Raw genomic sequence first — 14,993 nt, forward strand, 5'->3', positions numbered from 1 at the left:
CCCTCCGCTTTAGGTATTTCTAGCCAGGCCAGTTCGAGACAGTTCCAACTGCGATGTCGCCTGGGCAGCGGCGCTACCGAGCTTCCGCCGGACGGCGATCCGGCTCGTGGCGAGCAGGCTCGATCACGATCACCGGCTGGGTTGCTGGAACGGGGGCAGCCAGCTCCAGGTTAGGCCCTTTGCGGATGATGCGGCTGCCGAAGTAAAGAGCGGCCACGAAAAACACGGTGTACAAAGCAGTTAGGCCGACTAGAGAAAACAGCACCTCTCCGGGGGGCAGCGGTGAAGCCGCTTCTGCGGTGCGCAGTTGCCCGTACACAATCCAGGGCTGCCGGCCAACACAGCGGACAATCCAACCAGCCTCGACGGCAATGTAGCCCAAGGGGCCGGCAAAGACCCAAGCCCACATCAGCCACTTTTGCTGAGGAAGGGCCTCTGCCGACAGTTTGCCCCTCAACCACTGGATCAAGGTAGCCCCCACGAGCCCGGCCATAAAGAAGCCAATGGCCACCATCGTCCTAAAGGAGTAGTAGATGAGGCCAATCATGTGAGGGCGATTTTGGGGATCCCAAGCTTTCAGGCCCTGCACCGGTCGATCCAGCCTGGGCTTGAACTCGAGCAGGTAGCCCAGTGCGCCGGGGATCTTCACCTCCCACTCGTTGCGCTCCTCACGCTCATTGGGCAAGGCAAACAGGCTCCAATCCGCCCTCTCGCCGGCGGGGAGCGTCTCCCACTGGGCCTCCATAGCCGCCAGCTTGGCCGGTTGATAGCGATACACTTGCTCCGCGCTCAAGTGGCCAATAAACACCTGCAGAGGGGCCACCACCAGCGCCATCACCAGGACCACTTTGAGGGAGCGGGAAAAAAACTCACTGTGCCGCCGCTTGAGAATGTACCAGGCGCTGATGCCACCGATGACAAACAAAGAGGTTTCCAAAGTGGCAAAAAACATGTGCAGAAAGCTATTGACCATGAAGGGATTGAAAATGGCCTGCAGGTAGTCACGTACCACGAACTTCCCATCGACAAATACCCCCCCTGCCGGCGTCTGCAGCCAGGAGTTGGCCGTCAGGATCCAAAAGGTGGAGAGGTTGGCACCGAAGGCCACTAAGATTGTCGAGATCCAGTGAATTACTGGCGGCACCCGCTCCCAGCCAAACAGCATGATCCCTAGGAAGCTGGCCTCCAGCATAAAGGCCATCGTGCCCTCAAATCCTAGGATGGTTCCAAAGAAGTCGCCCACCGCCTCAGAAAAAGGGGCCCAGTTCATGCCAAACTGAAAGGCCATCGGCAACCCCGAGGCCACGCCAAGGCCAAAGTTTAACACATAGATCTTTGACCAGAAGCGAGCGTGGCGATAGTAATCTAGATTGCGAGTTTTCAGCCAAAGTCCCTCAATTACAACAAGATAGATGGACATTCCTGTTGTTAAAACCGGCCATAGCATATGAAACATGGCCGTGAGGGCAAACTGTAGCCGGGAAAGGGTGACGGTGTCTAGAAACATAATTGTCCCTAAGCTTGGAGGGTTGTAATGAGTACAGCTTTACAACTTTAGGAGATCTATTTTCCGCTGCTCCTAGGGTTACATCTTGGGCAAGACAACGCGCAGGCTGTCCGAGTCTAAAGGTTAACTTTAGAATCCTGGGAGTGCCAGCTTTTTCCTGTAACATGGGATACAAAAAATCTCAGCCCTGGAGCATCGGCCTGGCAGCCTCAAGGCTGGTAGCCAACTAACTTTCCCACTCCGGAAAGGGCTCGTTGAGGTTCCCAGCGGCTACAAATGCCAGAATTGGGATCCCGGCTTGAGTTTGCAGTTTGCGGTGGAAAGATGTCGTTTATCCCACTGGTGCACTTTCTTGCCCAATCGGGCTTGGTGCAAGAGTTGGCCGTCCGGCTGAGATCCCAGCGACGGGCTGCTTTGCAGGGAGGGGGGCGGATTGCCAAGGGGTTGATCGCCTCGGCTTTGGCCCAGCAGGAAGGGAGATCCCTATTGGTGGTTACCGCCACGCTGGAAGAGGCAGGCCGCTGGACGGCCCAACTGGAGGGCATGGGCTGGGAGAGCGTGCAGCTTTATCCCACCTCCGAGGCTTCCCCCTATGAGCTGTTTGACCTGGAGCCGGAGTTGGTGTGGGGACAATTTCAGGTGCTGGCCGACTGTCTCCAGGGCAGAAAGGGCATGGCCATTGTGGCTACGGAGCGGGCCTTACAACCCCACCTTCCCCCACCAGAGGTGTTTCAGTCTTTCTGCCTCAAGCTGGAGCCCGGCGCGGAGCTGTCGCCGCAGCAGTTGGGGCAGCAGTTGAGTCGTCTAGGTTATCAGCGGGTAAGCCTGGTGGAAAGCGAGGGACAGTGGAGCCAGAGGGGCGATATTCTCGACGTTTTTCCGGTGGCCTGCGAATGGCCGGTGCGCCTGGAGTGGTTTGGCAATGAACTGGAGCGGCTGCGGGAGTTTGACCCGGTGAGCCAGCGCTCTCAAGACGGGATCCCCCATGTCTGGCTAACTCCCACCGGCTACGGGCCTATCCTCTGGCCGGCTCTGCAGGAAAAAGCCGATCAGCTTTCCCAGGGTCTGCGGCAGCAGTTGGAGCAGTCGTCCCCTCCCCCAGAGGGCTTGCGCCGCTTTCTTGGCCTACTTTACGATCCGCCGGCCAGCCTGCTGAGCTATTTGGATCCCAATACCTTGATCCTGATCGACGAGCCAGAGCAGTGCCAGGCCCACAGCCGGCAGTGGCTAGACCACGCCCAGGAGCAGTGGCAGTTGGCCCAAGCTGCTGAGCCAGCTCTAGTGCCCTTCCACCGTCCCTTTGATCTTGCGGCTCCCGACTGGGATCCCTTCCCCCGCCTGTTGGCCCGGGCTTTTGCCCCTGCCGGCGAGGTTGAAGCGGCCCTTGACCTCAAAAGCCGGCCTGTCCCTGCCGCTCCCCACCAGTTTGGATCCCTGGCCAAAACCCTGCGCGAGTACCGCAAGCAGCAGTTGCGGGTGTGGATCCTCTCCGCCCAGCCCTCCCGCACGGTGGCCTTGCTGCAAGAACACGACTGCCCGGCCCAGTACGTGCCCAACCCCAAAGATTTTCCAGCCATTGAACGCCAGCTCCAGTCCTACACGCCGGTGGCCCTGAAGTACTCCGGCTTGGCTGAGCTGGAGGGGTTCCTGCTGCCCACGCTGGGGTGGGTAGTGCTCACCGACCGGGAGTTTTTCGGCCAGCACAGCCTCGCCACTCCCACCTATGTGCGCAAGCGCCGCCAGGCCAGCTCTCGCCAGGTGGATCCCAACCTGCTCAAGCCGGGGGATTTTGTCGTTCACAGGGCCCATGGCATTGGCCAGTTCCTGCGCTTGGAAAGCCTCACCATCGGCGGCGAAACCCGGGAGTACCTCGTTATTCAATACAGCGACGGCCTGCTGCGGGTGGCTGCCGACCAAGTCAACTCCCTCTCGCGCTACCGGGCTAGCAGCGATGGGCCACCTGCCCTGCACAAAATGTCCGGCAGCACCTGGGAAAAGACCAAACAAAAAGTCAAAAAGAGTCTGAAAAAAGTGGCCTTTGATCTCCTGCAGCTCTACGCCAAACGGGCTGAACAGGAGGGCTACGCCTTTCCCCCGGATTCCCCTTGGCAGCAGGAGTTTGAGGAGTCTTTTCCCTACCCCCTGACGCCGGACCAAATTCGCGCTGTCCAGGAGATCAAGCGGGATATGGAGTCCCCTCGCCCCATGGATAGACTGCTGTGTGGCGATGTGGGCTTTGGCAAAACGGAGGTGGCCATCCGCGCCATCTTTAAGGCCGTAACCGCCGGCAAGCAGGTAGCTCTTCTAGCGCCAACCACTATTCTCACCCAGCAGCACTACCACACTCTCAAAGAGCGCTTTGCCCCCTACCCCATTCAAGTGGGGTTGCTCAACCGCTTCCGCACTCCCGAGGAGAAAAAAGAGATCCTGGCCCGGCTTAAAAGCGGCGAGCTGGACGTAATTGTAGGCACCCACCAACTTTTGGGCAAAGACGTGCAATTTCGCGATTTGGGCCTCTTGGTGATTGACGAGGAGCATCGCTTTGGCGTCAACCAAAAAGAGAAGATTAAGCTCCTCAAAACCCAGGTGGATGTGCTCACCCTTACGGCTACCCCTATTCCCCGCACGCTGTATATGGCCCTGTCAGGGTTGAGGGAAATGAGCTTGATCCAAACTCCGCCTCCGTCGCGGCGCCCGATTAAAACTCACCTTTCTCCCTACAACCCTGAGGTCATTCGCACAGCCATCCGCCAGGAGTTAGATCGCGGCGGGCAAGTCTTTTACGTCGTCAACCGCATTGAAAGGATCGAAGAAACCACTGCCAAATTGCGGGAATGGGTGCCCGGCACTCGCATTGCCATTGCTCATGGGCAGATGCCGGAAGGGGAGCTGGAAGCGACCATGCTGGCTTTTAACAATGGCGAAATCGATATCCTGGTCTGCACCACCATTATTGAATCCGGCTTGGACATTCCTCGTGTCAACACCATTTTGATCGAAAATGCCCAGGAGTTTGGGTTGGCCCAGCTCTACCAATTGCGAGGGCGGGTGGGCCGGGCTGGGATCCAAGCCCATGCTTGGCTGTTCTACCGAGAGGATGGGATCCTCACCGAGGAGGCCCGCAAACGCCTACAGGCCATTCAAGAATTTACCCAACTGGGCTCTGGCTACCAGTTGGCTCTGCGGGATATGGAAATTCGCGGCATTGGCAATTTGCTGGGAACGGAGCAATCGGGACAAGTCAATGCGGTGGGCCTTGATCTCTATCTAGAAATGCTGCAGGAGGTCATCCAAGAAATTCGTGGCCAGAAGATCCCGCAGGTGGAGGACACCCAGATCGACCTCAACGTTACGGCTATGATTCCCCAGAGCTATATCCCTGACGAGGAGCAGAAAATGCAGGCTTATCGCCAAGTGGCGGCTGCCGGATCGCGCCTGGAGCTTTCCCAAATAGCGCAGGAATGGCAAGACCGCTTTGGCCCCCTGCCCAAGCCTGCCCAGGAACTGCTGCGGGTGATGGAGCTGAAGATTTTGGCCCGCACCCTGGGCTTTTCCCGCATCAGGCCCGCCAAAGAGCATGTTATTTTGGAAACCTCCATGGAGGAGCCGGCCTGGAACCGTCTTAAGGAAGCCCTGCCAGCTCATGTGCAGTCTCGCTTTGTTTACCAGCCGGGCAAGGTTACGGTGCGGGGGCTGGGAATGCTGGCGCCAGCGCAGCAACTGGAAAACCTTTTGCAGTGGCTAGACAAGATGAGCCTGGCCTTGACCCAGACGGAAGCCGGGCTCCCAACGCCTCCCTAGACCCTGTCTCATGAAGGTTCTCGAAGTGTATCACCTCCAGAAGACCTACCGGCAGGGAGGCAAGCAAGTGCAGGCGGTGGTGGATGTCTCCCTAACGCTAGCAGCAGGGGAGATCCTGGCTTTTCTGGGGCCCAACGGGGCAGGCAAGACCACCACCATCAAGATCATCGCTGGTCTGATCCGGCCTGATGCCGGCAGCGTGCGCATCCTAGGGCGGGATCCCCACACTGAGCCTGGAGCGCTGGCCCAGGTGGGGGCGGTGCTGGAAGGCAACCGCAACCTCTACTGGCGGCTGACCCCCTTGCAAAACTTGGAGTACTTTGGCGTGCTGCGGGGGCTGTCCCCTAAAACTGCTCGGCAACGGGGGCTAGAGCTGTTGGAGACCTTGGGCCTAGGGGAGAAAGGGGAGGTTGCTGTGCAAACCCTTTCCCGCGGCATGCAGCAGAAGGTGGCCATTGCCGTTGCCCTCCTGCACCAGCCGGCTCTGCTGTTGTTGGATGAGCCCACCTTGGGGTTGGACGTGGAGGCGGCGCAAGCGGTGAAATCCCTCATCCGCCAAATTGCTGCTTCGGGTCGGGCCATTCTCCTCACCACCCACCAACTGGACGTAGCTGAGGCGCTCTCGGATCAAGTGGCTGTAATCGAGCGAGGAACGATTCTCGTCCAGGCCCCCACGCAGGAGTTGATCCGGCAGTTTGCTGGCGCAGCCGGTACTTATCGGATTGAGTTGGAACAGGAGCTGGATCCCAGCCGGGCGGAACGCCTAGCCCAGCAAGGGGTGGAGATTCTCAGCTCTCATCAGTTGCGGTTTAGGGGCTTCTCGGAGGCTTTGTATCAAGTGCTAGAGATCCTCAAGCCCTTGCCCCTGCTCAGCGTCAAGCGAGAGGAAGCCGATCTCACCCACATTTTTCTCAAGCTGCTGAAAAGGGAAAAGAAGCAGGGATGAGGCCACTGCTGTACCTGTTTTGGGCGGAGCTAAAGCGCACCTGGACCCAGTACATCCGCTATCCGGCAGAAGCCCTGGGCGGGATCCTCATCACCACCTTTTTCTTCTATGCCCTTTTTGCCGGCGCTCAGTATGTGGCAGGGCCAGCCTCCCAGTTTGGCGAACGGCTGGATGCGGTGGTGATTGGCTATGTGCTCTGGACGCTGGTCATTTTTGTGGTGAACGACATTGCTCTCAACCTGCAGGTGGAAGCCCAAACGGGGACGCTAGAGCAGGTGTTGCTCTCGCCGTTTTCCGCAGCCACGCTTTTTTTGGCCCGGGCTTGTGCCAGCTTGGTGTTGCGCCTTGCCATCGTTGTCGTCATTTTGGGGATCATTTTGTTGCTCACGGGCAGCCGGCTGCGCTTTCCCCCCAGCTTGGTGCTGCCGCTTTTGAGCGTGGTGCTGGGGGCCTATGGCTTCTCGTTTTTACTGGGATCCGCCGCCTTAATCTGGAAGCGCATTCAACAACTGCTAATCCTGAGCCAGTTTGGCCTCCTCTTTCTCCTGGCTACCCCCACGGAGGAGTGGTCGGGATCCCTGAAGTGGCTGGGACAGATGCTGCCCATGACGGCAGGGGCCGGCCTGCTGCGAGACGTGATGGTGCGGGATGCAGGTCTGGATCCCCTGCGGCTGCTTGTAGCTCTGGCCAGCGGCATTTTCTACTTTAGCCTGGGGTTGCTAGCCTTTCGCCGGGCGATGCGGCTGGCCAAACAGCGCGGCCTCCTGGGATCCCAGTAGGGCGTGGTCAAAGGGAGCGGGGTTCGCCAGGGGAGCGCAACAGGTGAGGGAAGTGGTACTCCACTGCGCCGGTGGCTAGGTTGTTCTCGGGGGAGGCGATGCCCCGTCGGCTCAGCTCTCGCAGCGCCTTTTCAATCTCGTCAAAGTCGGCAGGCAGTTCGATGGCAATCTCCGAGAGGGTGAGGATCCCCTGGCGACGCTGGGCTAGCCGTAGGATTTCCCGCATCAAAGCCTGACCTTTGAGGGGCTGCGGGGGTGCTGAGACAGTTTTTGCCGGAGACGAGGAAGGCCGGGATCCCTGCAGGACGGCTAGCTTAAGGTTGTAGTTGTCCACCATGCCCGGGATCAAAAACAGGTCAATCAACTGGCCAATTCCCAACAGGCCAAAGGTGAAAAGCCAGAGAATGCCTGTGCCCATCTTGCCCAGGTAAAGGCGATGGACACCACAGATGCCGAAGATGCCCAATGCCCAGAGAAGATAGGCGGTGCCGACAGATTTGGACTCAGCGGGGGGTAGCAGGTAGCGAGAACTCATGAGGATTGACACAGGGTAGCTTTGAGCAGGTACTCCCAGTTTAAAGGGGCAGAAGAGAGCTAGCAAAGCCGACCCTTAGGAGCCGTCGGGAGCTCCTCTCTAGGCTGCTGCCTGAGGAAGGTAGCCTCAAGGGGGATCAATTCCCTCACTCCAAAAAACTCCGTCCCCTTAACACAAGCAGCAGGTACACCCCCACAAATAAAGAAGTGTAATGCTTGCAATGCTTGAGCCCATCTTAATTGGGTTAAGTGCTGCGCTCTGGGGTCTCCTCTGGGGCTACGCCACGCTGCTAGTTGTGCTGGTGAACTTCAAAGAGCAGGGATCCGTTTACGCCTACCCCATGCAGGCGGTGCTGGATCGCTTCGTGGAGTCCCTGGGGTTGAGTTGGCTCAAGGAGCTGCATGCTATGCAACTGCAGCCGCTGCGCCGGATTAGCTACACCCTCTTTGCCGCCGTTACTCTAGGTGTCGTCTTTGTGCTCTGGGTTTTAGGGTAGGCAGAAGGCCTTCTCAACAACTCTCGGTCTGCCCCTGAGGGAGATTGAAAATAGACTGCAGCTTTTTTAGGCAGGCCTGGATCTGGGCTATCTCTTCCGGATCCAACTTCTGAAAGCGCTCCCTTAGGTAAGCCACGTGGGCTGGGAAGACTTGCGCAAACAGTTTTTCCCCCGCTTCGGTGAGCACAATCCTGAAGCAGCGGCGGTTTTCCGGCGGCACCTCGCGGCGCACCAGCCCCTTTTGTTCCAGGCGATCCACGATCCCGGTCAGCGTCCCTTTGGTAACTAGCGTTTTCTCAGCCAGGACGTTCATCGTCAGGCCAGGGGTGTTGCCGAGGGTTACCAGGACCTCAAATTGGGGAGGAGTTAGCCCCGTCTGGCGGATGTGAGCGGCGGCGTAGTTCTCAAAAGCTTGGTAGGCCCGCGCCAGATCCTGCAGCAGCCCCAAGAAGGGCTCCTGGGCCACCGAAGGCTGGAGGGCTTGCTCTTCGGGAAGCTGAGTAGATGTGGGCATGGTTAGCAATCGCTGCAGGCGACTGACTTGTCCACAACTGTTTTAGCTTTGCCATAGCTCACTGTGATATAGTCCTAACACAAATTAATACTCCCTGGAACAGTTCCCAGCTTTGGAGGTTCTGGCTGCTAATGGGAGATGCCTCATTTCTCTGAATAGGGCTGGAGCAGGAGCGGGGTTCTTTGGAGCGGAAGATCCAGGCTAAGCTATGACCATAGCCCCTGTGGAGCGCCCTAGGCGCAGACGGGATCCCTCTCTGGGAGCCCGGGAGGCCAGGGCAGGAAAAGCCCCCTCTGCCGCCGGCTCTCTCGCTCTCTGCCTACGGTACGCCAGGCAAAGGAGTTGCCATGCTGAGAATTGTTACCCAGCTAGCCGAGGCCGAAGCCGAGCTCAGACGGATCTCGGAGCGCACCCAGGCAGACCAAAACCTGCATCGCGAGGCAACTGTGCGGGAGATCCTGCAGACAGTACGCCGCCAAGGGGATCGGGCCTTGCTGGCCTACACGGCAGAGTTTGACCAGGTGGAGCTGAGCGTTGCCGACCTAAGGGTCTCGGGGGCGGAGCTGGAGGCGGCCTACCAGGCGGTATCGCCGCAACTGCTCTCGGCCCTGCGCCTAGCCAAACAGCGCATCGAAGCCTTCCACCGGCAGCGGGTGCCCAGCAGTTGGGTAAGCTTTCCTGGCCCCGAGATTGTTTTGGGCAAGCAGTACCGCCCGGTGGATCGCGCTGGCCTCTACATTCCGGGGGGTCGCGCCGCCTATCCCAGTACGGTGTTGATGAACGCCATTCCTGCCAAGGTGGCAGGGGTGCCGGAAATTGTCATGGTGACCCCGCCGGGATCGGACGGCTCGGGCGGCAAGGGAATTAACCCAGCCATTCTGGTCGCTGCCCAAGAAGTGGGCATCCACACCATCTATCGCGTCGGCGGGGCCCAGGCTATCGCAGCGCTGGCCTACGGAACCGAGACCATCCCCAAGGTGGACGTGATCACCGGCCCCGGCAACATCTACGTAACCCTGGCCAAAAAGCTGGTGTATGGCACGGTAGGCATCGACTCCCTGGCCGGGCCCTCGGAGGTGTTGATCATTGCCGATGAGAGCGCCAACCCCCTCTACGTTGCCGCCGATCTCCTGGCCCAGGCCGAGCATGATCCCCTAGCGGCGGCTATCCTGCTCACTCCCGACCTCCGGCTGGCCCAACAGGTGCAGCAGGCGGTGGTCAGGCAGCTCGAGGAGCATCCCCATCGCCTCCTGGTGGAAAAGGCAGTGGCCAACTATGGGCTGATTGGGGTGGTGCCCGATCTGGCCACGGCGGTCAACTTGTCCAACCAGTTTGCGCCGGAGCACCTGGAGCTTCAGGTGGCGGATCCCTGGGCCCTGTTGGACGCAATTCGCCATGCGGGGGCCATCTTCTTGGGACATTTCACCCCAGAGGCGGTGGGGGATTACCTAGCTGGGCCCAGCCACACCTTGCCCACGGCAGGGGCAGCCCGCTACGCCTCGGCGCTGGGGGTAGAAACCTTCCTGAAACACTCCAGCCTAATCCAGTACGGCTCAGCAGCCCTGCAAGAGGTGGCCGGCGCCATTCAAGCCCTGGCGCAAGCTGAGGGGTTACCCGCCCACAGCCGGTCGATCCAGGTGCGGCTGTCAGCGAAGTCCTAGCCAGCAGCTAAGGCGGAGGGTTGGGCAAATGGGGGGCCGGCTCAGGGGAAACTGGCTGGGGCAACTGGGGAGGGCCCTGGCGGCGGTTTGGATCGGCTGGGCAGGGGGGAGCGCTGTCATAGCGACGGCTGCCCCAGAGAGCTCCTCCCCTTCGCCTTTACCCATCCCGTGGGAGTGGGTGTACGACTTGCAGGAAAAGGCACAGGAGCGGCAGTGTACGCTGGTGGGCCTGCTGCGCAGCCAGCCTCTCGTGGCTCCGGATTCCCACTGGCAGGTGTACACGCGGCTAAATTGGGTTGTCACCCCCTCCGGAGGCCAGCTGACCAGCCTGTTGTTTGCCGAAAACACCCGTAGCCGCTCTCTGCAGGTTCTCTACCAAACCTCGGTAGCTGGGGGTACTCCTGAGGATCCGCTGGATTTTGCTGTGCTCCTGCCCATGGCTTGGCAGGAGAAGACTTTGCTAGTGAAGGAGTCCTCGGGCTGGCTCCAGACAGACTTAAGCTGGGATCGGGCGGTGATCTGGCCTTTGCCGGCAGACTCAACCGAGATCCCGCCAGTGCAAATCTGGGATCCGCCACCGGCCTTGGCCTATGCGGAGCTGCTAGGCTGGGATCCCGAGGCAAGAGGGCGGGTGCTGTTTGCCGTCGCTGACAGCCTTGGAGAAATGCCCCGCTTGGTTAGTGTAGGTTCAGACAGCCAGGTGTTGCTGCGAGCACCTGCTGTTCCTCTTCCCCAAACCGCCTCTTCTCTGGAGGGGTGGCAGCCGGTGATGGCGGAACCCCTGTGTCATCAAAGCCGTTTTGGGGTGAAGTAGACCGTGGGAGCAACACTATGCCTAGACCCATCGTGCGGCGTGGTTGGCCGCGGGAGGCCTTTGTGGGAGATATCATCGTCTGTACCCTGGAGGGATCTCATCTGGATCAGGTAACCGAGATCCGGGTCAGCCCGGCGGGCAAGGGGATCCGGGTTAGCTTTGGGGATCCCTTGGGGCGCTCCCAAGAGCCGGTGCAAGCTAGTGCCGAGGCGCTGACGGTTACCTTTGAGATCGATCCCAGCACCTACCCCGGCGAAAAGCGCATTGAGCTGATCTCGCCAGCAGGACCTAGCGATCCCCTGCCCTTTCTGGTGATGATGTAGGGTCATGCCGCTTGCAACCGCCTCAACTGACCTGGGCGCGCTGGTACTGGGGGTGGGTCTGCTGCTCCTAGTGGGAGGCTGGGCCTGGGGGCTGCGGCGGCAGCAGCGAGCTGCTCCCCCAGAGGCTGTTTTGCCGGCAACGGCGGTTGACCTCTCTGCCCTTACGGCGGAGCAGGCAGCCCAACTGCAGCCCTTCGAGCAGGCAGTGGCAGACCGACCACGGGATCCCATTGCCTGGTACAACCGCGCCACCGCCCTCGACCAACTGGGGCAGGCGCAAGCCGCCCTGGCCAGCTACGACCGCGCCCTAGAGCTGAAGCCGGACTTTCCCGAAGCTTGGAACAACCGAGGTTCTCTTCTGGACGATCTTGGCCGTCATCAGGAAGCGCTGGCCAGCTACGAGCGGGCTTTGCACCTAAAGCCGGATTTTTTTGAGGCCCGCTTTAACCAGGCCAACACGCTGCGGCAACTGGGCCGTTACCAAGAGGCGCTGCGCGCCTACGAGCAGGCTCTCACCCTCCGCCCCGACAGCGCGGAAGCGTGGCATCTGCGCGGGCTGACCTTGGCCTCTCTAGAGCGATGGCAGGAAGCAGTGAACAGCTACGACAAGGCCCTGGCCCTCAACCCCAAGGATCCCCGGGTTTGGCAAAGTCGCGGGCTGGCTCTGGTGCATCTGGAGCGCTACGCCGAGGCTCTGGCCAGCTACGAGCAAGCCCTGCAACTGGGATTGGAGTCGGCCTCTCTCTGGGCCGGCCACGCCTTTGCCCATCACCGCCTGGGCAACTGCATGGAAGCTCTCAACAGCTACGACCGCGCTCTCGCCCAGGATCCCCAGCGCTCCCAGCTCTGGCTGCAGCGCGGCTTGGTGCTGATGGACTTGAACCTCTACAGGCTCGCCCTCCAGAGCTTTGACCGGGCCGTGGAGCTGGATCCTGACAATGCAGAGGCCCACTATGCTAAAGCCTGCTGCTGCGCCTGGGAAGGCCAAGTGCCCCAGGCCCTCCAAGCCCTAGAGCAAGCTCTGCGGCTGCAGCCGGAACGCTACCACCCGCTGCTTGTCTCTGAACCCTATTTCGATCCCATTCGCGGTGAACCGAGTTTTGCAGCCTTCCTGAGAGCGCACCCCTGTCGCGAATGAGGACTAGAGGAAAGCCCAACGCCCCTGACGCGAACAGCTCCACCGTCTGCTTCCTGAGTTCCAGAGTACCCCAGAGGACACACCGGCAATAGCAATCCGACCTTCCACCGAAGACGGAGGGTTTCCGGGAGAAGGGTGTTGACTGCCGCGGAAAAGCTGGTCAAACTGAGGGCACTTCAGTATCCTAGCACATCTCAAAATTGTGTTCCTGCTAACACCTGGTAGCATTCTTATGGCTACAACTTAACTCGACCTGCTTGTAGATCGCAGTTGAGCCCAACGGCAGAAAATCGGTATCGCCTTGCACCCCCTGCTTTTGAGCTGCTTGGCCGCCGATCCAGCCTTGAGGGGCTCTAGCTCAATTGGTCAAAGAAAAGCAGCTTCTATGGTAATGGCTCCGCAGCAGACTCCTCTCAAGGATCCTGACTTCCCAAGACCACCGACGAGCCCAGCCTCTCCCTCTTCGGCCAAATCCAGCATGGGCAGTTCTGGATCCCCGACTGGGCGCGCGCCTAGGGCATCTAGACCTGGAGATGTTAAAACCCAAACCTTCGAGCTGTTGCGGCTGTACCAGCAAACTCGGGATCCGGCCCTGCGCAATCGACTGGTGGAGCTAAACCTAGGATTGGTGCGCAAAGAGGCCCACTACTGGCGGGACCAATGCAATGAGGGATACGACGACCTAGTACAAGTCGGCTGCCTGGGCCTAATTCAGGCCATCGAGCGCTTCGACGTCAGCCGCGGCCTGGCCTTCAGCTCCTTTGCCATGCCCTACATTCGCGGAGAAATTCAGCACTACCTGCGAGACAAAAGCCCGGCAGTGCGGCTCCCTCGCCGCTGGACCACCCTGCAGCGACAGGCCAAGAAGGTAATTGCGCGCCTGAGACAAGAGTTGGGCCGTCCTCCCTCTGAGGCGGAGGTGAGGGAAGCCCTCAACCTAACAGCGCAGGAATGGCGAGAGCTGCAGCTGGCCCAACAAAACAGCCTTTTGCTCAGCCTAGATGCTCCCGTACAGGTTGAAGAAGACAGCGTTGCTCTAGGGGATACCATTCCCGATCAGCGCTACCGCAGTTTTCAACTGGCCGAAGAAGATCGCATCCGCCTGCAAAATGCCTTGGCCAAGCTGGAGGAGCGCACCCGACAGATTTTGGAATTTGTTTTCTTCTACGACCTCACCCAAAAAGAAACAGCAGAGCGGCTGGGGATCAGTGCCGTTACCGTTTCCCGACAGGTCAAAAAGGGCCTGGAGCGCTTGGCTAAGCTGCTGAGTCAGGACATTTTTTAGGGCGTTGCCGAGAAGGAAGATCCCTGGGCTTCGCGACAGTCTCCAGCGCTTTTCCAGGCAGATCTGAACCCTCTCCCAAAGTGGAGATCAAGGCGACAGAGAGCCTCACAACGGCTTTCCCGTAGTCCAAGGCTTTGGTTACTTCAATATCAGTGCAGTATCCTGGTCGAAATAGCTGTAACTTGTGTCTTCGCTTTAATCTTTTTTGTCTTAATCTTTTTTGTCTCGAGCTTTGTCTGAAGCTTGATCTTTGTCTTGGAAACAATTTGCTCCCCGGTTCTGCAGTTGGCTTAGTTGGGAGCGCACCTGCAAGGCAATTTGCAAAGCAGCATCCAAAAGCTGCGACTGTTCGCTGGCCTGTTCTCTTAGCTGGAGCGCAGTCAGAGCTGCCAGCTCGTCGCCGAAGAACTCCCTTTGCTGCTCAATAAAGTCTTTGTTCTGCCGCAAGATCCGTTCAGTTTTCAAGGCGCGGATTAGGTCGCTGCGAGTCAGCTTCAGAGTCTCGATGATCTGATCCCGCTGGGGCAGCTTGGCCTCAGGATTGCCCGCCTCTACCAATTCATCGTTGATGTGAATGGCTTGAATGAGCCGATTGTAGCGATCTACTTCTTCTAGCAAGTTCAGCAAGAGCGGCATGCGGCGGCTGCGGAAAATCCAATAGGCTTGGCCCAAAGCGGCAATGGCTGCCAGGATTCCCCATTCCACCAGCCAACTTTCCCAACTGCTGCGCAGGCCAGGGATCAAAATTCGCCCCACCAAGGTCAGCAGGGATCCCCCTGACCAAAAGGTCAAGAAACGGCAGAACAAATCCAGCACCAACAGCAGGCCCAGCAGATTCCAAAAGGCGGAGAACTGGCGCAGCCAGTCTTTCCAGCGACGGATAGGCCGAGGTCGGTACAGCCAGGCTATGGGTACCCCAGAAAGGTTTTCCACCAGAAAAGGGGAAATGACCAGCTCTTGTAAATCCCGCCGCATGGCCATGGACTCTGCCAAGGGCTAAGTTTTCCACCCAATTCTACTGCCGGCATCTTAAGATCCTGCTGAGATCCCTTCTCAGGGGTAAAAGCTGGCCAAAGAGGAGACAAGCAGGGTGAGTAGCCCACTACGCCAACTGAAGGCACCTCTGGTTGAAGCGGAAAACTTTGCGGTCAAGTCGCGATTTTTGTGGGTTTCTCTTCCGCGGCCCAAAGCGGG

13 protein-coding genes are annotated in these 14,993 nt (G+C 59.2%); 9 read left to right on the forward strand and 4 right to left on the reverse strand.

Annotated elements, in window-relative coordinates:
• Positions 1-73 precede the first annotated feature (73 nt).
• Positions 74-1,507 (reverse strand): cytochrome ubiquinol oxidase subunit I, encoded by a 1,434-nt coding sequence (locus tag NW860_RS00425; protein WP_414511890.1) that lies wholly within the window; start codon positions 1,505-1,507, stop codon positions 74-76.
• Positions 1,508-1,831: 324 nt separating this feature from the next.
• Between NW860_RS00425 and mfd the strand changes: the two genes are divergently transcribed.
• From mfd to NW860_RS00440, 3 genes are read left to right on the forward strand one after another with little or no spacing between them, the layout of a single operon-like run.
• Positions 1,832-5,308 carry a transcription-repair coupling factor gene (gene mfd / locus NW860_RS00430; protein WP_414511891.1) on the forward strand — a complete coding sequence of 1,159 codons (3,477 nt, stop codon included), beginning with the start codon at positions 1,832-1,834 and terminating at the stop codon, positions 5,306-5,308.
• A gap of 10 nt (positions 5,309-5,318) precedes the next feature.
• Complete coding sequence (locus NW860_RS00435; protein WP_414511892.1) at positions 5,319-6,254, forward strand: ABC transporter ATP-binding protein; 936 nt, start codon at positions 5,319-5,321, stop codon at positions 6,252-6,254.
• Entirely contained in the window at positions 6,251-7,033 is a 783-nt protein-coding gene (locus NW860_RS00440; RefSeq protein WP_414511893.1) for an ABC transporter permease, read from the forward strand. Before NW860_RS00435 ends, NW860_RS00440 begins: the two co-directional genes overlap by 4 nt.
• 7 nt (positions 7,034-7,040) lie before the next feature.
• On the opposite strand, the gene NW860_RS00445 is transcribed toward NW860_RS00440, so the two are convergent.
• Positions 7,041-7,568 carry a TM2 domain-containing protein gene (locus NW860_RS00445; RefSeq protein ID WP_414396456.1) on the reverse strand — a complete coding sequence of 176 codons (528 nt, stop codon included), beginning with the start codon at positions 7,566-7,568 and terminating at the stop codon, positions 7,041-7,043.
• 211 nt (positions 7,569-7,779) lie between these two features.
• Between NW860_RS00445 and NW860_RS00450 the strand changes: the two genes are divergently transcribed.
• A complete protein-coding gene (locus NW860_RS00450; protein ID WP_414396454.1) occupies positions 7,780-8,064 on the forward strand; it encodes a hypothetical protein in 285 nt (94 codons plus the stop codon).
• 13 nt (positions 8,065-8,077) lie between these two features.
• Here the strand turns inward: NW860_RS00450 and NW860_RS00455 are convergent, their stop codons facing one another.
• Positions 8,078-8,578: a MarR family winged helix-turn-helix transcriptional regulator gene (locus NW860_RS00455; protein WP_414511894.1), complete on the reverse strand. Its 501-nt coding sequence runs from the start codon at positions 8,576-8,578 to the stop codon at positions 8,078-8,080.
• 347 nt (positions 8,579-8,925) lie between these two features.
• Between NW860_RS00455 and hisD the strand changes: the two genes are divergently transcribed.
• From hisD to NW860_RS00480, 5 genes are all read left to right on the forward strand, one after another.
• Entirely contained in the window at positions 8,926-10,239 is a 1,314-nt protein-coding gene (hisD, locus tag NW860_RS00460) for a histidinol dehydrogenase (protein WP_414396451.1), read from the forward strand.
• A gap of 28 nt (positions 10,240-10,267) precedes the next feature.
• On the forward strand, positions 10,268-11,053 hold the full coding sequence (locus NW860_RS00465) for a hypothetical protein (protein WP_414511895.1): 786 nt from the start codon (positions 10,268-10,270) through the stop codon (positions 11,051-11,053).
• Positions 11,054-11,070: 17 nt separating this feature from the next.
• On the forward strand, positions 11,071-11,376 hold the full coding sequence (locus NW860_RS00470; protein ID WP_414396446.1) for a hypothetical protein: 306 nt from the start codon (positions 11,071-11,073) through the stop codon (positions 11,374-11,376).
• Positions 11,377-11,380: 4 nt separating this feature from the next.
• Entirely contained in the window at positions 11,381-12,514 is a 1,134-nt protein-coding gene (locus NW860_RS00475) for a tetratricopeptide repeat protein (protein WP_414511896.1), read from the forward strand.
• A gap of 478 nt (positions 12,515-12,992) precedes the next feature.
• Entirely contained in the window at positions 12,993-13,799 is an 807-nt protein-coding gene (locus tag NW860_RS00480; protein WP_414511899.1) for an RNA polymerase sigma factor SigF, read from the forward strand.
• Positions 13,800-14,009: 210 nt separating this feature from the next.
• On the opposite strand, the gene NW860_RS00485 is transcribed toward NW860_RS00480, so the two are convergent.
• Positions 14,010-14,780, reverse strand: a complete 771-nt coding sequence (locus NW860_RS00485) for a hypothetical protein (protein WP_414511897.1) — start codon at positions 14,778-14,780, stop codon at positions 14,010-14,012.
• Positions 14,781-14,993 lie beyond the last annotated feature (213 nt).

It is taken from the genome of Synechococcus sp. F70.1 (assembly GCF_047502745.1).
Lineage (GTDB): Bacteria > Cyanobacteriota > Cyanobacteriia > Thermostichales > Thermostichaceae > Thermostichus.

Coding starts and splice junctions, on each gene's coding strand:
- NW860_RS00475 (WP_414511896.1), top strand. CDS start 11,381: ATGCCGCTTGCAACCGCCTCAACTGACCTGGGCGCGCTGGTACTGGGG.
- NW860_RS00435 (WP_414511892.1), top strand. CDS start 5,319: ATGAAGGTTCTCGAAGTGTATCACCTCCAGAAGACCTACCGGCAGGGA.
- NW860_RS00455 (WP_414511894.1), bottom strand. CDS start 8,578: ATGCCCACATCTACTCAGCTTCCCGAAGAGCAAGCCCTCCAGCCTTCG.
- NW860_RS00485 (WP_414511897.1), bottom strand. CDS start 14,780: ATGGCCATGCGGCGGGATTTACAAGAGCTGGTCATTTCCCCTTTTCTG.
- NW860_RS00425 (WP_414511890.1), bottom strand. CDS start 1,507: ATGTTTCTAGACACCGTCACCCTTTCCCGGCTACAGTTTGCCCTCACG.
- NW860_RS00470 (WP_414396446.1), top strand. CDS start 11,071: ATGCCTAGACCCATCGTGCGGCGTGGTTGGCCGCGGGAGGCCTTTGTG.
- NW860_RS00465 (WP_414511895.1), top strand. CDS start 10,268: ATGGGGGGCCGGCTCAGGGGAAACTGGCTGGGGCAACTGGGGAGGGCC.
- NW860_RS00480 (WP_414511899.1), top strand. CDS start 12,993: ATGGGCAGTTCTGGATCCCCGACTGGGCGCGCGCCTAGGGCATCTAGA.
- NW860_RS00445 (WP_414396456.1), bottom strand. CDS start 7,568: ATGAGTTCTCGCTACCTGCTACCCCCCGCTGAGTCCAAATCTGTCGGC.
- mfd (WP_414511891.1), top strand. CDS start 1,832: ATGTCGTTTATCCCACTGGTGCACTTTCTTGCCCAATCGGGCTTGGTG.
- NW860_RS00440 (WP_414511893.1), top strand. CDS start 6,251: ATGAGGCCACTGCTGTACCTGTTTTGGGCGGAGCTAAAGCGCACCTGG.
- NW860_RS00450 (WP_414396454.1), top strand. CDS start 7,780: ATGCTTGCAATGCTTGAGCCCATCTTAATTGGGTTAAGTGCTGCGCTC.
- hisD (WP_414396451.1), top strand. CDS start 8,926: ATGCTGAGAATTGTTACCCAGCTAGCCGAGGCCGAAGCCGAGCTCAGA.